The sequence below is a fragment of the Tolumonas osonensis genome (assembly GCF_014202415.1).
In the GTDB taxonomy this organism is placed as follows: domain Bacteria; phylum Pseudomonadota; class Gammaproteobacteria; order Enterobacterales; family Aeromonadaceae; genus Tolumonas; species Tolumonas osonensis.
Genome location: NZ_JACHGR010000001.1, coordinates 404205 through 423724 on the forward strand (window position 1 = coordinate 404205; position 19520 = coordinate 423724).

The 19520-nt window shown below is 45.7% G+C and carries 20 protein-coding genes and 1 other RNA gene; 13 read left to right on the forward strand and 8 right to left on the reverse strand.

What is annotated here, in order from left to right; genetic code table 11:
- Window positions 1–270: 270 nt before the first annotated feature.
- From HNR75_RS01810 to HNR75_RS01820, 3 genes are all read left to right on the forward strand, one after another.
- Entirely contained in the window at window positions 271–993 is a 723-nt protein-coding gene (locus HNR75_RS01810; protein WP_188025296.1) for an NYN domain-containing protein, read from the forward strand.
- A 101-nt stretch (window positions 994–1094) separates the two neighbouring features.
- Entirely contained in the window at window positions 1095–1901 is an 807-nt protein-coding gene (locus tag HNR75_RS01815; protein ID WP_188025297.1) for a GIY-YIG nuclease family protein, read from the forward strand.
- A gap of 110 nt (window positions 1902–2011) precedes the next feature.
- On the forward strand, window positions 2012–2554 hold the full coding sequence (locus tag HNR75_RS01820; protein WP_188025298.1) for a hypothetical protein: 543 nt from the start codon (window positions 2012–2014) through the stop codon (window positions 2552–2554).
- 101 nt (window positions 2555–2655) lie between these two features.
- Here HNR75_RS01820 and HNR75_RS01825 read toward each other — a convergent pair whose 3' ends face one another.
- A complete protein-coding gene (locus HNR75_RS01825) occupies window positions 2656–2958 on the reverse strand; it encodes a helix-turn-helix domain-containing protein (RefSeq protein ID WP_188025299.1) in 303 nt (100 codons plus the stop codon).
- Between the two features lie 3 nt (window positions 2959–2961).
- The gene (locus tag HNR75_RS01830; protein WP_188025300.1) at window positions 2962–3306 is read right to left on the reverse strand and encodes a type II toxin-antitoxin system RelE/ParE family toxin; all 345 of its coding nucleotides are present in this window, start codon (window positions 3304–3306) and stop codon (window positions 2962–2964) included.
- 430 nt (window positions 3307–3736) lie between these two features.
- Here HNR75_RS01830 and HNR75_RS01835 point away from each other — a divergent pair, with 430 nt between their 5' ends.
- Window positions 3737–4306 (forward strand): recombinase family protein, encoded by a 570-nt coding sequence (locus tag HNR75_RS01835; protein WP_188025301.1) that lies wholly within the window; start codon window positions 3737–3739, stop codon window positions 4304–4306.
- Window positions 4307–4596: 290 nt separating this feature from the next.
- On the opposite strand, the gene HNR75_RS01840 is transcribed toward HNR75_RS01835, so the two are convergent.
- The 4 genes from HNR75_RS01840 to rsmI all read right to left on the reverse strand — a co-directional run bounded on the left by HNR75_RS01840 (window position 4597) and on the right by rsmI (window position 9021).
- Window positions 4597–5184, reverse strand: a complete 588-nt coding sequence (locus HNR75_RS01840) for a YagK/YfjJ domain-containing protein (RefSeq protein ID WP_188025302.1) — start codon at window positions 5182–5184, stop codon at window positions 4597–4599.
- 722 nt (window positions 5185–5906) lie between these two features.
- Entirely contained in the window at window positions 5907–7709 is a 1803-nt protein-coding gene (locus tag HNR75_RS01845) for a tyrosine-type recombinase/integrase (protein ID WP_188025303.1), read from the reverse strand.
- A 49-nt stretch (window positions 7710–7758) separates the two neighbouring features.
- An RNA gene (gene rnpB, locus HNR75_RS01850) (RNase P RNA component class A) lies at window positions 7759–8139 on the reverse strand.
- Window positions 8140–8175: 36 nt separating this feature from the next.
- Window positions 8176–9021: a 16S rRNA (cytidine(1402)-2'-O)-methyltransferase gene (gene rsmI, locus HNR75_RS01855; protein ID WP_188025304.1), complete on the reverse strand. Its 846-nt coding sequence runs from the start codon at window positions 9019–9021 to the stop codon at window positions 8176–8178.
- Window positions 9022–9102: 81 nt separating this feature from the next.
- Here rsmI and HNR75_RS01860 point away from each other — a divergent pair, with 81 nt between their 5' ends.
- Genes HNR75_RS01860 through dolP form a run of 4 tightly spaced genes read left to right on the forward strand, consistent with a single transcriptional unit; the run spans window position 9103 to window position 12497 of the window.
- On the forward strand, window positions 9103–10986 hold the full coding sequence (locus HNR75_RS01860; protein WP_188025305.1) for a penicillin-binding protein activator: 1884 nt from the start codon (window positions 9103–9105) through the stop codon (window positions 10984–10986).
- Window positions 10940–11314 (forward strand): YraN family protein, encoded by a 375-nt coding sequence (locus tag HNR75_RS01865; RefSeq protein WP_188025306.1) that lies wholly within the window; start codon window positions 10940–10942, stop codon window positions 11312–11314. Before HNR75_RS01860 ends, HNR75_RS01865 begins: the two co-directional genes overlap by 47 nt.
- A gap of 9 nt (window positions 11315–11323) precedes the next feature.
- Complete coding sequence (locus HNR75_RS01870; protein ID WP_188025307.1) at window positions 11324–11902, forward strand: SIS domain-containing protein; 579 nt, start codon at window positions 11324–11326, stop codon at window positions 11900–11902.
- Between the two features lie 16 nt (window positions 11903–11918).
- A complete protein-coding gene (gene dolP / locus HNR75_RS01875; protein ID WP_188025308.1) occupies window positions 11919–12497 on the forward strand; it encodes a division/outer membrane stress-associated lipid-binding lipoprotein in 579 nt (192 codons plus the stop codon).
- Window positions 12498–12560: 63 nt separating this feature from the next.
- Here the strand turns inward: dolP and HNR75_RS01880 are convergent, their stop codons facing one another.
- Both HNR75_RS01880 and sspA read right to left on the reverse strand, forming a co-directional pair.
- Complete coding sequence (locus tag HNR75_RS01880; protein WP_188025309.1) at window positions 12561–13004, reverse strand: ClpXP protease specificity-enhancing factor; 444 nt, start codon at window positions 13002–13004, stop codon at window positions 12561–12563.
- Between the two features lie 11 nt (window positions 13005–13015).
- Entirely contained in the window at window positions 13016–13648 is a 633-nt protein-coding gene (gene sspA, locus HNR75_RS01885) for a stringent starvation protein SspA (RefSeq protein ID WP_188025310.1), read from the reverse strand.
- On the opposite strand from sspA, the gene HNR75_RS01890 reads away from it, so the two are divergent.
- From HNR75_RS01890 to nrdD, 5 genes are all read left to right on the forward strand, one after another.
- On the forward strand, window positions 13632–13859 hold the full coding sequence (locus HNR75_RS01890; RefSeq protein ID WP_188025311.1) for a hypothetical protein: 228 nt from the start codon (window positions 13632–13634) through the stop codon (window positions 13857–13859). The genes sspA and HNR75_RS01890 overlap by 17 nt on opposite strands.
- Window positions 13843–14241, forward strand: a complete 399-nt coding sequence (hslR, locus tag HNR75_RS01895; RefSeq protein WP_188025312.1) for a ribosome-associated heat shock protein Hsp15 — start codon at window positions 13843–13845, stop codon at window positions 14239–14241. Before HNR75_RS01890 ends, hslR begins: the two co-directional genes overlap by 17 nt.
- Window positions 14242–14283: 42 nt before the next feature.
- Complete coding sequence (gene hslO, locus HNR75_RS01900; RefSeq protein ID WP_188025313.1) at window positions 14284–15180, forward strand: Hsp33 family molecular chaperone HslO; 897 nt, start codon at window positions 14284–14286, stop codon at window positions 15178–15180.
- 255 nt (window positions 15181–15435) lie between these two features.
- Window positions 15436–17043, forward strand: coding sequence for a phosphoenolpyruvate carboxykinase (ATP) (gene pckA / locus HNR75_RS01905; RefSeq protein ID WP_188025314.1), 1608 nt, complete (start codon window positions 15436–15438; stop codon window positions 17041–17043).
- 332 nt (window positions 17044–17375) lie between these two features.
- Window positions 17376–19499, forward strand: a complete 2124-nt coding sequence (gene nrdD / locus HNR75_RS01910) for an anaerobic ribonucleoside-triphosphate reductase (RefSeq protein ID WP_188025315.1) — start codon at window positions 17376–17378, stop codon at window positions 19497–19499.
- Window positions 19500–19520 lie beyond the last annotated feature (21 nt).

Here is a 19520-nt window from a genome sequence, read left to right on the forward strand (position 1 = left end):
CAATCAATAACGAAGCTGATATAACTGACTAAAAACTGACTTCGGTCAAAAGCCTAGATTGAATCCAATACAGAATGAGACTAGGATAAAATTTGTCTGTCTTATCTGACAGAAATAGGCCTAGATCGCACTTATGTGATCCTGCGGTAGCTTTGTCTGACAAAAAATGAAATATGGAAAAAATCCGTATAAGCGCACTGGATTCGTATAAATTACGGAATTATTCTTGATAATAAATTGTTAGGCTTTCATTTCAAGTAAGGTGAATCATTGAAAAAACAAAACTTTAACATAGCTGTTTATATAGACATGGAAAACGTGTCATCCTCAGATTTCATTCTCGAAGATTTAATGAATGCCTTGTTAAGTACCGATGATGGTTTAAATTGCATATTTGCAATTAAATCTGCATACGGAAATCAATCTATATCTAAAAAAACACTGAAAGAACAAATTATAAACCATAATTTCACCATATTAGACACACCTAAAATTGGTACAGAGAAAAATCGTGCTGATTTATTTATTAGCATGGATGCTTTCGAAACCTTATATCTTGGAAATCCACAAATAGATCGATATTGCTTTCTTACAAGTGATTCTGATTTCACAGTCATTGGCGATCGACTAAGGAAATTTGGTAAAGAAGTTTGGCTTGTATGCAAACGTAAAGATAAAGATCGAGCCATCCTAGCTAAATCATTCGATAATTTACTTTTCCTAGAAGACTTTTCACATAAAAACTCTATTAAAATCGACAATGAAATTGAGCGTCTTTTTGTTGCTGCCATAAAAAATATAAATAGAGACAAACTGCCTAATAATGTATCAATTGCAAACTCAGGGATGAAGGTTTTAGATCCTAGCTTTGATATATCAAAAACTGAATATAAAGTATTCATGAACTTAATACGAGAGATGGGCACTAAAGGTTATATAAAATACGAAATATTGCCTTCTGGTTTAAACAGACTAACTGAAATATTGATATGACGTTAAAAATCAACTGAAAGCCTAACAAAAAATTAGTGTCGGATGGCTTTCAGCCACCGCACAATTCGAAGTTAAATTACTTTTCAGCCTCAAGGAATGTCATGTTTTTAAATGAATTATTGAGCATCTATGGTCTTGAGCCAAGTGATATTAAGTTACACATGGCTATGGGCGAAAAGGTGAAAATTGAGCCTCTACTTGCATTTACTAATGGTGATTTTAAAACATGGCAAGAAGGTCAACGTAACGCATACTTTGGAAGAAAATACATTCTAAGCCTCATATATCTCAGGAATAATGAATGGCTATTCGGTGGTGTCTATTCCGTTAATGGTTGTAATCAAGTAAGTGAAAAAAAATTCAAATATGATACGACCCTGCAGGCTTATGGTTCAGATTTAATCGGCCGAGTTGTTTTATACTATGAGAAAAATTTTAGAAATAACTATCTGATTGCAGAAAACCACATTTCTAACATGCAATTAATTGAAATTCTTAGAGATAAATTCATATGCGATCCATTCCCCGGTTACGCCAACGCAACAATATCTTATGAACAATTAAAACAAATTACAATCACTGAAGAAAATAGCTGGAAAACAGCATTATCAATAGTAAATGGCATATACGTCATTACTGATATTTCGACAGGAAAGCTATATATAGGCAAAGCTGATGGTGAAGAAGGCTTATGGCAACGTTGGTGCTATTATGCTTCAACTGGGCATGGTAGTAACATTGATCTTATAGAACTACTCAAAAATAAAAGCGAAGATTATAAATTAAACTTCCAATACACAATTCTTGAGGTTATTCCTAAAGCATCCAATCAAGAATTTATTAATGAGCGCGAAACGTATTGGAAAGATGTGTTCTGCACCAGAAAGCATGGCCACAACAAAAATTAATTTAACAAAAACTTGGTGTTGGATTGCTTCGCAACCCCACAAGTAAAAGTTATGCATTTATATCGTTCTCCACTATTAACCCTGTGTATCATCTACTTCAAGGATATAAAATGAAATATGATAAAATCATTGAAAAAATCAATTCAAAGACATTGTCACGAGCAGAATTATCAAAAATAAAACAAAATGCAGAACTTAAAAATAGACAAGGTGATACTGATGCAATACATGTTATAAATGCAATACATCAAGCAACCCCAGCTGATGCATATATTCTCTTCATGGGATTCTGCCCTAGTGCTGACATCCATAACAGATTAGATATTGAATGGCGACAAAAAGGAATTTGTCGATTTGATTTTTTAGAAAGCGAACATCAAGCTGCTAGATTTAATACAATCTGTGCTGGTGATTTGGTTATTCTGAAAAAAAGAGAACAATTTGGTAAAACGATGAAATTGTATGGACATGGCCGTGTTACTGGTGTCGCATATGATAAAGATAATATCAGATACCTTACTATGAATTGGTCTGAACAAGATAAAGTAATTGAAGTCCCGTTAATAGGGTGTAATTCAACAGTCGATGTAAAATCAATCGAATTAGTCGAAAATGAAATGCCAAATGAATTTTATGAGTGGCTAAATACATAACAAAAATTTGGTGTTGGATGTGGACTTCACCCACTTTTTCGGACACGCAAAGTTATAACTATGAGCAAATATCAGCATTTACCCATAGTCAAAAATATAAATCAGAAATTCATGCCTATATGACGACCGTCAGGTAATTGGACATCAACTGTCAACTTCCCGCCCATCGCTTCAACATAGCGTTTCAGTGAAGACAGTTTAATTTCCTGACCTCGTTTTTCCAGATTCGCTACAGAGGGTTGTGAAATACCTAAACGGTGTGCCATTTCGACTTGTGATAATTCCAACTGCTCACGAAGCATCGACAACCTGAGCTCCAGTATTTCCTGCTCTGCTTGTTCTTTTGCCGCCTGAACAACGTCAGGGTTTACTTTTTTAAGTAACTCATTCAGTGGTTTAGCCATAGCTCACCTCAGTGTGTCCAGATGGTCTAAAAACTCCTGTTCAGCTATCGGGAGCATCGTTTCATAAAAACGCTTATTCCCTGTTTTATCGCCACCACACAACATGACAGCTTGTCTGAGTGGGTCAAATGCAAAGAAAATCCGATAGGGTTTTCCGCTATGCTGAACACGAAGTTCTTTGAGGTTTTTAACTTTTTTGGTGCCAGCTAAGGTGTCTACATCTGGACGCCCTAACATGGGACCAAGCTCTTGAAGTTTGAATACGCCGGTTAAAATACTTTTCTGCTCACTTTCATCAAGATTCAGAAACCATTCATCAAACCGCTCTACGGTGACAACAGTCCACATACAAGCTCCTATGTATGCATAAATTATAGCTCATAACCTATATAGCGCAAGAGCTATATGCTGATAACAAATATCCAGATCAGGAGCTATTCGCATAAGCACAGCATCAGATCACGTACCCTATCTTCTATTTATTTCAAAATATTTCATATGAGACCCACAAAAGGTAACACCTATCCGAGAAAGCTATCAAAACACCATAATTTGTAGAATTTAAATTTCTCACCACAAAAAGGCAGAACTTGTCTGATTTTTAATGTCTTTTTTCTTTGCGGTAACTGTATAGGCTCGTATCAACAAACCTTCGTTATCTGATACTAGTTAATGTGGTGATTTTTTGGTATCAACAAAATAGTATTTGATATTTATGATACCAGCGTTTATTATTGATACCGTTAAGTGATACCAATAAACTTAGAAGGATACGGATATGAGTAGAATTTTTGCGTATTGCCGTGTTAGCACCACAGAGCAAACGACTGAGAATCAAATTCAAGCCATTAAAAGACATGGTTATGACGTTCGAGATGACCGTATAGTGTCTGAAACTATATCTGGCAGTGTTCAGGCAATGCAGAGAGCTGAGTTTGCTAATTTGGTCACTCACAAAATGGAGTTAGGCGATACGCTAGTGGTCTTAAAGCTGGATAGACTCGGAAGAGATAACATTGACATTCAGCAAACGATTCAAATGCTAACAACGAAAGGGATTAAAGTTGTTTGCTTAGATCTGCCTGTGCCTGACCTTAGCAGTTCAGAAGGCAAGTTAATGCTCCAAATGTTCTCAGCTTTTGCAGAATTTGAGAGAAATAGGATTAAAGAACGAACCAGAGATGGTCTGGAACGCGCTAAGACAGAAGGAAAGACATTAGGTAGACCAGAAGCCATCGAGACCACGGAAAAGGTTCTGGAAGCGAAAGCAGAAGGGTTATCTCAGAGTGCTGTAGCTAAAAAGCTGAGTATCAGCATTGCTACTGTTAAGCGTCATTGGAATAAGTAAAAGGTATTAATTGGGTTAGACGTTGGTGAAAAAACCACGGAAGATTCGTTTACTTTCCACCGTAAGACGTGATGATTTAACGTGTTAATTTATATAAAAACAGGCAATTACAGCAAGATTAATAGGCTTTTTATGTAATAAATTGTATGTTAGTTAATCAGATGTAAAGCAATAGAAAATCTTGCTGTGACTGGCTGCAATTTTATCATTATCAATATTGATAATTTATTTGTTTTTAAAAAATAAAATTAAAATGAGGGAGAGAAGGCTTTTGTTAAGCAAAACAGCCATTAAGCTGCTTGTCTGTAATTCTCTTTATCAGTAATGGATTTTAACTGCGTCATATTGAACATTCTTTCAGAGCTATCAGTTTTTTGAGACGTTTTGCATAAATAACTTAAACCATATATTACATCATCAAATTTTTTGACATCCGCCCGTCTGAGCAATCCAACGGAGTTTCTTTCGCCTTTTGCTGCATCATATCGCCCTACCGAACCGAATAGACCAGTCTTCAATGTCCACCAGCACAACAGATGTTTCATGTGTTTATAGTCTGATTTGTATTTATGTCCATTCAGGAAAATAACAACATGATAGTGTTTACCTTGTTTGCCATGCTCATTGGAGTTCTCACAACTCCAGGCATAACCGAAGAAGTCAGAGCCATATTTGTCTTTTGCTTTAGCAATTAAGAATTGTATGTCTTTATGGTCTGGTAAGCTGTGAGCTAATAAGTCTAATCGACAAACCAGTATCTTCTCATGCCTATCAATTAGTGTTTCAAGCAAGTTAATTAGTTTTGTAAATTGACGTGAGTTTGGAGCGGCTTGATATGTTGGTGTACTCGGATAGTTTTTTGTTTGTTTTCTTTTCATCCATTCTCCTTTAGTTATTGTATGTAATGTAATACTTGTCTACTAACGTAGTATTTCATAAAAACCCACCAGTATTGTGTGTTAGCTAAAACCCATAAACCCCACATATACACAGTATTGTGGTTTAATTAACGCGCAAAAGCCCCACATACAGTGTATGTAGGGTAAAATCATTCAATTTATTTCGGCTTGAAATGAGTGATTTTTTTAATCAGAATCATCACTTTTTTAGCATACCTTGTTTTTAATTAAAAAGCAACAAAAATAAGGTTCAAACTAAGGTATCGCGTTAGGTGTACGTATCTAATCTAAGTCTGAGCCTGCTTTTGTTGCGTCAACTATCTTGTAATAGCACCTATTACACCGTTCTTTAGCCCACTTTACGAGCCTAGAATCAATTCTTTTGGTATTGCCAATACCTATCCATAGGATGGCTGGTTAGAATTGATTTTAGCGTTCATAGAGGGCTTTTTATTGCAGGTTTCTTTGAAGCATGGGAATGCCTTAAACTGTCAAATTTAGAAGCAAGATTAAGCCTCATGATAAACATAGAGTTTAAGGCCTCTTAGAGCGATTTTAAGCGTTTCTGATAGCTCATGAATGGAAACCCATTGCCTATACCATAGAAATTGATTCTAGGGCCTTTATGTGGGTGTTTTAGCTAAGGTTTTATGTGGTATTGCTGGTGGTTTTTTGTGTGACCCACCAGCGCTGATAATTAATTACCAAGGCAAACAGTCAACAACACAAGTTAAGTCCTGAACTGGGAAAACATGTGTGTATCGGTCAGTAATTGTTTTATTAGTTTGATGTCCTACAACCTTCTGCAATACAGGGTCTGTAATGCCTTTAGAACGAGCTTTTGTTATTAGTGAATGCCTTAGGCTATGAAAGACGCGGCGTTGCTCATATTCATTTTCATGCGGTATAGCAAGGGTTTCTCTTGCTTTTCTCAGTTCATCGTTTATTAACTCAGGCTTCTTAGAATAAAGTTTCTGGTTAGGTCTTAACTGATTCAAATATTCGATTAAACCTGTAGCTTCTAATTTTTTACTAATCGGAATGACACGACGGGCAGCATCTGTTTTGCCTTTCTCAATAAAAATATAGTTATAGCCTGATTCTGTGTCATGCTTGACCGATTCTGATGTTAAATTACATATTTCACTCAGACGCATTCCAGTATAACAAGCCGTTAATATAACCAACTGTTTGTCTGAAATTTCTTGTTGTTCATAGTAACTAACAATCGAATTCATTTGTAAATCTGTATAATTTGCATACGGAATTGATTGATATTTAAAGGTAACGTTTTCAGTAGGCGATTTCGTTAATATATCTTTTGATTTAAATAAGTAAGCAGAGAAGAAAGACTGATAAGATTTCAGCGTTTCTCTGACCGACTTAGAAGATACACGATGCTCCTCTGGAATTTCGATTAAATCGTTTTTGATCGCGTAAACAACAGCCTTCAATCCCTGCTCTTTATAAGGTTTTAAACTCATTTTTGGCATTTCGGATTTTATTTGCAAAGACTCTTTTATATCTTGTTTGGTCACTCGATTAACAGGTTTATCACCTATCGAAAAAATCAAAAACTCAAGATCTCTTTTGTATCCATTGATAATATCTTCTGATCTGCTTCGTTCATCCCACGATAAAAAATCAGGAATATAATGAGAAATAACTGGCAAATCTTGTTCTTTTTTTATTGGTTGTGATTGCTGAATAACTTGCTGGTTTGTAAGCTTTTCTTTCAAATCTGCTATAGTTGTTTCAGTTAAAACACGCTGATATTTAGAGTTTAAATCTGCAGAAATAGCATTCAACCTATTGGTATCATCAGAAATCATTGCCTCACCCAATTCCATCGGCATCTTCCAATGAGTATTAAAATACATTTTTAAAGTTTCTCTTAAAAAATCTTCACCATATTCATCATAAATAGGTTTGAATCTAGCATAGAAACATGATTCTAATTTGTCACTATTATTTTTTATATCCTCAACCAAATCACTCACCACCATCTTAAAAGCTATACTTCTCTCAATTAGTGAAGAAGATAAATATTCATTCAGATCCGAGCAATAATTATCGGACAATTCTGATGAGGAGTTTTCATAATTTTCTATTTTATCTAAGTAATCATCCTCATAGCTTTCAAGGTTATTGATAGCAATTTCTAAAAAACCACGTTTAATTTGTAGCAATGACTTATCTGAATCATCCATTTGAATACCTTTAATCCTATTTGTCATACCAGTATCAAAGGGAGCCAATATAGCAGTTAATTTATCTGTATTGCGATTTTGGGAGGCTTCTTTTGCAGATGTTATGACATCAATCAATTTAGATTGGCGTTGTTTAGCTATGAGAACATCTCTTGTTCTCAGGCTGTAACGAAGGACTCTGGGTTTATCGACTAACGAGCTGGGGACACGATAGCAAAAGTAGAAAATACCGTTGCGATTGGTCAGGTATGACGGGGTTTTGTTCCCCAATTTGTTGCACAGTTTGTTGCTCATAAACAAAAGGCCTAACGGTTAAACCGCTAAGCCTTTGATTTTCTTAGATTAGTGGGGTTGGCCTGTAAGCCGGGTTCTGTTCCGCTTGCGCGGTGGCAATCATTCCTCTAGGCCTGAAATCGCTCGCAGGCTCAAGCAACCTACCCGCTCCCGACGCGGGCCGCGCCAAGGGAGCCTATTTGGTCTTGCTCCGGGTGGAGTTTACCGTGCCACGAACTGTTACCAGTCGCGCGGTGCGCTCTTACCGCACCCTTTCACCCTTACCTGATCCCTTACGGGCCATCGGCGGTCTGCTCTCTGTTGCACTGGTCGTAGGCTTGCGCCTCCCAGGCGTTACCTGGCACCCTGCCCTATGGAGCCCGGACTTTCCTCCCTCTTGTTCGTCTACCCGAAGGTACAACAACAAAACGGCGATTGCCCGGCCAACCCCGCGCGCATTATAGGGAGTATCGCCCTCTGCGGCAAACTATCTCTCAGAATTCTGCTTTTCCAGGCCCCAGGCATACAGTGCATTCTTCTTCACACCGTAGATTTCCGCCGTCAGCGCAGCCGCTTTTTTCAGCGGTAAATCGTTCATCAGCAGCGTCAGCGTACGCAATACTTCCGCTGGTAACTCATCGCTATTATCTGCTTTACCGGCAACCATCAGCACAAACTCGCCACGGGTACGGTTGTCATCTTCCTGTAGCCACGGGATCATTTCCGATAATGGCAACGCGTGAATGGTTTCAAATGTTTTGGTTAGTTCGCGGGCGGCCACCACCAGCCGTTCGCCGAACACTTTCTGCATCGATTCCAGCGTATCAATCACCCGGCGCGGCGACTCGTAGAACACCATGGTGCGGGTTTCATCCGCCAGGGCCTGCAGGCGATCTTCTTTCCCCTTTTCCTTGGCTGGCAGAAAACCTTCAAACACAAAGCGATCCGTCGGCAAACCGGCCGCGCTTAAGGCGGTAATGGCCGCGCACGGCCCCGGCAATGGCACGACTTTGACTCCGGCATCCCGGCAGGCTTTCACCAGATGATAGCCCGGATCACTAATCAGCGGCGTACCGGCATCAGAGATCAGCGCGATGCTTTGCCCTTGCTGAATACGCTGGATCAGCAGGCCAGCCCGTTGCTGTTCGTTATGATCGTGCAACGCCAGCATCGGAGCTTTGACGTCCAGATGCTGCAACAGCACCCCGCTGTGCCGGGTATCTTCTGCCGCAATGCAGTCCACGGATTTTAGAACCTCTATCGCCCGCAGTGTAATATCCGACAGGTTACCAATGGGGGTCGGTACGATATACAGACAAGGTGAGATAGTCATGAAAACTCCTGTCGAAAATTTGTGTCGTTCCGGTGTGACGATTACACTAGAGACCAGACGTAGGTAGGTTGGAGATAAATCTTGAGCCGGATTAGCAAGTTGCGCACTGTACCACATTTCTGGTGGCTGTTTGCCATTGTCCTGTTGTTATCAGGCTGTGCCGCCGGAGACCGGAGCGGCAGTTACGCCGATAATGCACCGTTATCAGCATTCGGCCCATTAACTCACGACAGTCAATGGTATCTGTCACAGATTGATAACGCGGCCCCCGAGGATCGCTTTGCGTTACAGGTACTGGCCACCCGTCGCCTGATTGCGGATGGCGATAACTCGCAGGCCACCGCCATCCAGCAACAACTGGCCAGAGAAGCGATTACGCCACGGCAAAAAGTCGCGCTCCGCTTGCTGAATGCATTGCAACTGGGTAAACAAGGCCAGTCCAGCAAGGCGCTGAACCGGATCGCCGGCATCGATTTGCGTCCGTTAGACAGCCCGACGGTACAATTTTACTACCGTCTACAATCTGAACTGTTGTTAAAGACCGGTCAGAAAACGGCCGCGGCTAACAGCCTTATCTCGCTGGATCCTTACCTGTCAGGGGATCTGGTCAGCAAAAACGAGCAACAAATCTGGCTGTTATTAAAAGACAGCGACAGCAATACGCTGAAAAACTACAGCAATGCCGCGATCCGCATGAAACGTGAAAAAGCGGCCGGTTGGTTTGAATTGGCCCAGATCGCCAAAGCATCAACCAATCAGAGTCAGTTGTTCGCAGACTGGCAGCAACGCTATCCGCAGCATCCGGCCGGCGCGTTCTTTACGCCTGCAGCCGAATCGCAGCAGCCGGCTATCACAGACAGTAGTGGTATCACCGCTACCGCAGATATTCAGAAGGTAGCGGTATTGTTGCCTTTATCCGGCAAGCTGGCTGAACCGGCCAATGCGCTTAAAGCCGGTCTGGAACAGGCCAATCTGGCCGCTGGCAACAAGCTCTCCTTTAGCTATTACGATGAAAACAGCCTGCCAATGCCGGAATTACTGGCGAAAGTACAGCAGAATGGTGCTCAGCTGGTGATCGGACCGTTGCAGAAGAACAAGGTAGAACAGCTGTCTGCCAGCCACGTTGCCATTCCTGTGCTGGCACTGAACCAGCTGGGGAATCAGCCGGCGGCCGATAATCTCTACTACTTCTCGCTGTCACCGGAAGATGAAGCAGCTCAGATTGCTCAGAAAATCCATGAGGATGGTCTGAAGAATCCGCTGTTACTGCTGCCGTCGAATGCCCTGGGCGATCGGACCGCGGCCGGATTTAACAGCTACTGGCAATCACTGGAAATCGGTGAGGCCACCGTTGCCAAATTCCGCAGCCGGGATGAATTGCTGAGTTTATTACGCCAGAAATTAGGCGGCAGCGCTACCGGCGCACCACTGCAGGCCGGTCAGGTTCAGTCGCTGGCCGATGATCCGGCGAATGATCCGAACCGGGTTGACGCCATCTTCATGCTGGCATCGGCCTTTGAGGCGTCCAACATCAAATCCAGCATTGATATGATGCTGGGTGATTCACCGGTACGCCCAACCTACTATCTGGGTTCAAAAAGCAACAGTAGCGGTCTGCGCGCCGATGTCGCACTGGCACTCAACGGGATGCAACTGGGCGATATGCCATGGATGCTGAACCGTATGCCAGAGGAATTCGCTATCGCCAAAACCGCGTTACCTCAAGCTTCCGGCGATCAGTTACGTCTGTATGCGATGGGCTATGACGCCGCCAAACTCGTCAGCCAGCTGAGTGAACTACGCCAGAATCCGGATATGACCATGAATGGCCTGACCGGGATATTGCGTGTCACCACCGATGGCGTCATTTTGCATGACCTGTTCTGGACCCGCTACACCAACGGACAATTGGCAACCGATGAATCAACCCTCTCTCAACCCGCCGTCCAGCAACCGGCGCAGTAAGGGACAGTACTACGAACAACAGGCCCGTCGCTTTCTCGAGCAACAGGGGCTGCTGTTTGTCTGTGCCAATTATCACTGCCGTCAGGGCGAATTAGATTTAATCATGCGGGAACAGGACACCCTGGTCTTCATTGAGGTGCGTTACCGGGCCTCGCGTGACTATGGCGGCGCGTTATCTTCTGTTACCCCTGCCAAACAACATAAAATCCGTCATACTGCCCGTTATTATCTGATGAGTCAGAGAATAAACGAGGCGCATCAGGCTTGCCGTTTTGACATAGTGTCGTACGATGACGGGCAATGTAACTGGTTAAAAAATGCATTTTAGGAGAAAGGTTTGGATCGGATCAGAGAAAACTTTACCGAGAGTATTCAGACAAAAATAGCGGCCGCCGAAGTGCTTTCCGAAAGCATTCAGACGGCCGCGCAGATGCTGGCGATTTGTCTGCTGAACGGTAACAAGATCCTGGCCTGTGGCAACGGCGCCTCCGGTGCCCTGGCCCAGCTGTTCGTCTCGCATCTGATGAGCCGTTTTGAAACAGCCCGGCCATCGCTGCCGGCCATCGCGCTGACCTGTGACGGCAATCTGATGAGTTCGCTCAGTCATTACGGTAAATTCGCGGATGTCTACGCGCATCAGATCCGGGCGCTTGGCCAGCAGGGTGACATTCTGTTGCTGATCACAACCGAAGAAAACAATCAGGAACTGATTCATGCGGCAGAAGCGGCATTATCCCGCGATATGACGATGGTGATCCTGAATACCGGCAACGGTGGTGAACTCGCCGGTCTGCTCGGCCCGAGCGATGTCGAAATCCGTTGTCCTTCCGCCCGCTTTTCCCGCATTCTGGAAGTACATCTGCTGGTCCTGAATTGTCTGAGCGATCTGATTGACCAGACCTTGTTCCCCCAATAACCATTGAGGAATTGTTATGTTGCGTAAACTGCTCCCGTTATCACTGGCCAGTTTATTACTGCTGCAAGGCTGTGTCGGCGTACTGCTGGCTGGCGGCGCCACTACCGGTGTCATGGTGGCAAAAGACCGGCGCACGGTAACTGCGCAGATGGATGATCAAAAGATCGAATTAAATACCCGGCATGAGCTGTCTGAACGCACCGATATCTCACGGATCAGCCACATTTCGATAAACAGCCACAACGGCATTGTATTGCTGGTCGGACAAACCCCTTATCGCAAACACAGCGATGAAGTGCGCGCCATGGCAGAACGTCAGAATGGTGTGCGCAAGGTGTATAACGAAATCAAGGTTGGCGAACCGATTGGCTATGATATCCGTACCAATGACAGCTGGATCACCTCAAAAGTCCGGACCCGGCTGATTGCAGAGAAAAACTTTGATAGCAGCAATATCAAGGTCATCACAGAAGACAGTCAGGTATTTCTGATGGGACTGGTAACCCGGGATGAAGGTGAGCTGGCGGTAGAAATTGCCCGTAACGTTTCCGGCGTGTCCAAAGTGATCCGGGTTTTTGAGTACGTACAGCAGTAAACCGGCTGTAGCCGATAGCATCAAGAAAAAAGGGAATCATCAGATTCCCTTTTTTGTCTCGCGTTACTTGACGACACGTAACGTCGGCCGACCATCCGGACGGGACGTTGCGGCAGTCTCATCAGCCTTCGGCTTTGCTTCTGCATCCGCGGTTTTTGGGTCAGCGGCTGCATCAGCCTCTGTCCAGGCCGCATAAGCCGGTTCCGGCGGGAAGAACGTGCCGGCACCGTTTTCACGGGAATGGATCGCCAGCACAGCTGCCATCGGAATGTAAAGCTGATGCGGAACACCACCAAACCGGGCATTAAAGCTGATCGCCTCATTGTCCATGGTGAATGCCACCACAGCCTGCGGAGCAATATTCAGAACAATCTGCCCGTCCCGCGCGTACTGCTGCGGCACTTGTACCATTTTGGCTTTTGCGTCCACCAGCAGATGGGGTGTCATCCCGTTATCAAGCAACCATTCATAGAATGCCCGCAACAGATACGGGCGACTGGGCGTCATGTTCGGTGCCATTACAGTTGTCCGCTACGCATTTCACGTTCGATATCGGTCAGCGAAGCCTGGAATGATTCACGCTCAAACAAGCGGCTCATATAGGCTTTCAGCTCTTTTGCACCTTTACCGGTGAATTCAATACCCATTACCGGCAGACGCCACAGCAACGGCGCCATGTAGCAGTCTACCTGGCTGAACTCTTCGTTCATGAAATAAGGATATTCCTGGAACAGTGGCGCCATCGCCTGCAGATTTTCACGCAGTTGTTTCCGGGCCACTTCTGCATCCGGTGCATTGTTCAGGATCTTGTCTGCCAGGGAATACCAGTCCAGTTCGATACGGTGCATCATCAGACGGCAGTTACCACGGGCGACCGGATAAACCGGCATCAGCGGCGGATGTGGGAAACGCTCGTCCAGATATTCCATGATGATGCGGGAGGTGTAGAGCACCAGATCACGATCAACCAGAGTGGGCACAGAGTTATACGGGTTTAACTCCAGCAATTCTTCCGGCAGATTATTTACATCCACCATGCAGATATCAAAGGTCACACCTTTCTCGGCCAGGACGATACGCACCTGGTGACTAAACATGTCATTGCCGGAGAACAGGGTCATGACGGAGCGCTTGTTGGCAGCGAAAGCCATTGTTCCCTCCATTCAGAACAAGAAAAACACGATGGCCACAGCCATCATTAATCCGGGGTGTATTACGTGGGTAACACAAGCAGGCTGGCTAGTATATCAAATTTTCAGCAGTTTGAGGATAGAACAATGTCAGTTGTTCGCCTTGATATTTGCATCTGGTAAACTGATCATCACCATTATCCCGGAGGAATGTTATGCCGGAAGCAACTGACAACAGTGAAGTCCGCCTTGATAAGTGGCTCTGGGCCGCCCGTTTTTACAAAACACGGGCACTGGCGCGCAGCATGGTCGAAGGTGGTAAGGTGCATTACAACGGCCAGCGGTCCAAGCCCGGGAAGCTGGTTGAAATCGGCGCTATGCTCCGGATCCGTCAGGGATATGACGACAAAGAAGTGCGGGTGCTGGCGCTGAGTGTCCAGCGGTTATCTGCACTCCAGGCACAATTACTGTATGCCGAAACAGAAGAAAGCATTAAGAAACGTGAACGTAATGCCGAAGCGCACCGGCTGAACGCATTATATGCGCCACACCCCGACAGTAAGCCGGATAAGAAACAGCGACGCGATCTGCTGCGCTTTAAACAGGGTGAGTGATGCTCCGGCGTCGTTCCGAATTTAACATTGAGAATATCTGATATGAGCCAAACTCCGGATCAACTGCATCGTTTTATTTTTGAAAATTATGAAGTCCGTGGCGAGCTGGTACAGCTGAACCAGACCACCAAGGATATGCTGGGCGGCCATCATTATCCGCTGGCGATCCAGCGTTTACTGAGCGAGCTGCTGGTTGCTACCAGTCTGCTGACCGCGACGCTGAAATTTGAAGGTTCCATTACCGTTCAACTGCAGGGCGATGGCCCGGTACGTTTTGCGGTCATTAATGGTGATCATCAGCAACAATTGCGTGGTGTGGCCCGCTACGAAGGTGTGATTGCCGAAAATGCCGGTCTGCATGAACTGATTGGCAAAGGTCATATGATGATCACCGTGATCCCGAACGAAGGCGAACGCTATCAGGGGATTGTCGCGCTGGATGGCGATACCCTGGCCGCGTGTCTGGAAAGCTATTTTGCCCAGTCGGAACAGTTACCAACCCGCATCTGGCTGAAAACGGAACAGCACGAAGAACAGCCGAAGGCCGCCGGGATGCTGATTCAGGCGATGCCAAACAGCAACAGCGAACAGCATGCGCTGGATTATGAGCATGTGGTCACGCTGACAGACACCATCAAAAGTGAAGAACTGCTGGATCTGCCGGCCGGAGAAGTCCTGTATCGCTTATACCATCAGGAAGAAGTGCGTCTGTTTGAACCGCAGGATGTCAGTTTTGTCTGTACCTGTTCGCGCGCCCGTTGTGAAGCGGCACTGCTGCAGTTAGGAAAAAGCGAAGTGGACTCATTACTGGAAGAACACGACGAAATCAGAATGGACTGCGATTACTGCGGTACGGAATATCATTTTTCCGCCAGTGATGTCGCCGTACTCTTCAATGATCAGCTGACGCCGCCGGAAGCGCCGCACAAACTGCACTAAAATATAATATCGAATAAAAACCACCAGTTAGCAGATTTAGCTGTTAACTGGTGGTTCTCTGACTTGTCTTAACGGCGTATTCTGCCATCTCAAATGGCTACGTTCTGTTGCCATGATCGCAAAACAAACTTAATCCGTAAAAACTGTAAGCTTATCCTCATTATTTGAAGTCGCCGCTATAAATCACGCCAGAAGCTCCTAAACTGAATCCAGTTGTACCGACTCCCTTAATTGGTCACATACAGGAGCACTATTATGACTACTGCCCGTTTAGACCTTGAACGCTATGGTATTGTTAACGTAAAAGAAATCGTCCGTAATCCCTCTTATGATCAGTTATATGAAGAAGAACTGAATCCGGATCTGGTTGGCTATGAACGCGGTGTTGTCACCAAATTAGGTGCCATTAACGTCAAAACCGGCATTTTTACCGGCCGTTCCCCGAAAGACAAATACCTGGTCATGGATGATACGACCCGCGACACCGTCTGGTGGTCTGAGGGTGGCAAAAATGACAACAAACCAATCACACCGGCGATCTGGTCTGAACTGAAAAAACTGGTAGCAGAAGAACTTTCCGGAAAACGTCTGTTTGTCATTGACGGTTTCTGCGGCGCCAATCCTGACAGCCGCCTCGCGGTGCGCATTATTACCGAAGTCGCCTGGCAGGCTCACTTTGCCAAAAATATGTTTATCCGCCCCAGCGAAGAAGAGCTGGTGGGTTTTGAGCCTGATTTCGTGGTGCTGAACGGCGCGGAAACCGTGAATCCGAACTGGAAAGAACAGGGTCTGAATTCGGAAAACTTTGTCGCCTTCAACCTGACAGAAAAAATGCAGGTCATCGGTGGCACCTGGTATGGCGGCGAAATGAAGAAAGGGCTGTTCTCTGTCATGAACTACCTGCTGCCGCTGCGTGGTATTGCCTCCATGCACTGCTCTGCCAACGTCGGTAAAGACGGTGATGTGGCTATCTTCTTTGGTTTGTCCGGTACCGGCAAAACCACGCTGTCTGCGGATCCGAAACGCCTGCTGATCGGTGATGACGAACATGGCTGGGACGATGACGGTGTCTTCAACTTTGAAGGCGGCTGCTATGCAAAAACCATCAAGCTGAGCAAAGAAGCCGAGCCGGATATCTATAATGCCATCCGTCGTGATGCCCTGCTGGAAAACGTGACCGTGGATGCCGAAGGCAATGTCGATTTTGATGACGGCTCAATCACGGAAAATACTCGGGTATCCTATCCGATCTATCACATTGATAATATTGTCAAACCGGTATCGAAAGCCGGTCCGGCGAAAAAAGTGATCTTCCTGACCGCCGACGCCTTCGGGGTATTGCCACCGGTCTCCAAACTAACGCATGACCAGACTCAGTATCACTTCCTGGCAGGCTTTACCGCCAAACTGGCCGGGACAGAACGCGGAGTCACCGAACCGACACCGACGTTCTCGGCCTGCTTCGGCAAGGCGTTCCTGACGCTGCATCCGACCCAGTACAGTGAAGTGCTGGTAAAACGCATGGAAGCCTCTGGTGCTGACTGCTATCTGGTCAATACCGGCTGGAACGGCACCGGCAAACGTATCTCGATCCATGATACCCGCGCCATTATTGATGCCATCCTGGACGGCTCCATTGATAAGGCACCGATGAAAACCTTGCCGATCTTTAACCTGGCAATGCCGATTGATCTGCCGGGCGTAAATCCGCAGATCCTGGATCCTCGGGACACGTACACGGATCCGGCAGAATGGCAACGTAAAGCGGAAGATCTGGCGCAGCGTTTCATCAAAAACTTTGTGCAATACACTGACAATGAACAGGGTAAACGCCTGATTGCCGCCGGTCCGCAACTGCCCTGATTTTATATCCGGGTAGCGGCGTAACAGCTTGTTTACATCTCCGGGAGCCACATAATGTGGCTCCTTTATTTTACTAAAATACATTGCTTTTTCTGCAGCCCTTATCTGGCAAGGGCTACAGGATTTTCAAGTGATTCTGTCACACAAAGAACACTTTTTTTCACTGATGAAGCGCTATCCAAATCTTGCGATTCCCTGTTTTAGATCAAAAAAATACCAACTATCTTTCTGCAGAAAATCGCAATATATAGTTAAATTCGCTCCAACTTGAACTATATATAGTAGTACCACCACAACGACACACAATGTCGGATTAGCACGAGGGCTAAGAAATGCAAGCAAAACCGCTGGTAATCAAACGCGACGGATGCCGCGTATCGTTTGATGGCTCACGCATATGGCAGGCGGTGGCAAAAGCCGCTGAAGCCGTAAACGTAAGAGACGACGCGTATTGCGCCTCAGTAGCTGGTCAGATCGCGTCACAGTTAGCCGGACGTGATGAAGTCGATATCAGTGAAGTACAGACGCTGGTCGAAAACCTGTTGATGGAAGGTCCGCACAAGAAGCTGGCGCGTGCCTACATTGAATATCGCCACGACCGTGATTTAGCGCGTGAAAAACAAGGCCGTTTGAATAAAGAGATCCAGGGACTGATCCATCAGACCAATGCCGAGCTGCTGAACGAAAACGCCAACAAAGACAGCAAGGTGATCCCGACCCAGCGCGACCTGCTGGCCGGTATCGTTGCCAAACACTACGCCAAACAGCATATGCTGCCGCGTGACGTCGTGCAGGCACATGAAAGTGGCGAGATCCATTTCCATGATCTCGACTATTCGCCGTTCTTCCCGATGTTCAACTGTATGCTGATTGATATCGAAGGCATGCTGACCCATGGTTTCAAAATGGGTAATGCAGAAATTGATACCCCGAAATCAATCTCTACCGCGACGGCGGTAACGGCTCAGATCATCGCTCAGGTTGCCAGCCATATCTATGGCGGTACCACCATCAACCGCATTGATGAAGTTCTGGCACCGTACGTGACCCAGAGTTTCGAAAAACACCGCAAGGTTGCGGAAGAGTGGTCGATTGCGGACGTGGAAGGCTATGCGCATGCGCGTACCGAAAAAGAGTGTTATGACGCCTTCCAGTCACTGGAATATGAAGTCAACACGCTGCATACCGCCAATGGTCAGACACCGTTTGTGACCTTCGGTTTTGGCCTGGGTGAAAGCTGGGAATCCCGCCTGATCCAGAAGTCGATCCTGCAGAACCGTATTGCCGGTCTGGGTAAGAACCACAAGACAGCCGTGTTCCCGAAACTGGTGTTTGCGATCCGTGACGGCATCAATCACAAGAAAACCGACCCGAACTACGATATCAAGCAACTGGCGCTGGAATGTGCCAGCAAGCGGATGTATCCGGATATTCTGAACTACGATCAGGTCGTAAAAGTGACCGGTTCGTTCAAAACGCCGATGGGCTGCCGCAGCTTCTTGGGTGTTTACGAAGAGAACGGTAAACAGTATCACGAAGGCCGTAACAACCTGGGTGTAGTCAGTCTGAACCTGCCTCGTATCGCACTGGAAGCCCGTGACGAAGCCCATTTCTTCGACCTGCTGGATAGTCGTCTGCGTCTGTGCAAAAAGGCTCTGATGGCACGTATCGAGCGTCTGAATGGCGTGAAAGCGCGGGTAGCGCCGATCCTGTATATGGAAGGTGCCTGTGGCGTTCGTCTGAAAGCTGATGATGATGTTTCTCAGATCTTCAAAAATGGCCGCGCCTCTATTTCGCTGGGCTATATCGGCGTGCATGAAACCATCAATGCGCTGTATGGCAATCAGAAACACGTATTCGATGATGAAGTGCTGCGTCAGAAAGCGGTGGCAATCGTGCAGAAACTGCGTGATGCGGTTGATGCCTGGAAACAGGAAACCGGCTACGGTTTCAGCCTGTACAGCACACCAAGCGAAAACCTGTGCAACCGTTTCTGCCACCTGGATACCAAAACCTTTGGTATGCGTGACGGTGTAACCGATAAAGGCTATTACACCAACAGTTTCCACCTGGATGTGGAGAAGAAGGTAGATCCTTACGCGAAGATCGATTTCGAGATGGCTTATCCGCCTATCGCGAACGGTGGTTTCATCTGCTACGGTGAATATCCTAACATTCAGCACAATCTGGAAGCGCTGGAAAATGTCTGGGATTACAGCTACGACCGGGTGCCTTACTACGGTACCAACACCCCGATCGATGAGTGTTACGAATGTGGTTTTACCGGTGAGTTCGAGTGTACCAGCAAAGGTTTCACCTGCCCGAAATGCGGCAACCACGACTCGACCAAGGTATCGGTGACCCGTCGTGTCTGCGGCTACCTCGGCAGTCCGGATGCCCGTCCGTTCAACGCAGGTAAACAGGAAGAAGTAAAACGCCGGGTGAAACATCTCTGATAGCCCACCTGGCACCAGTTC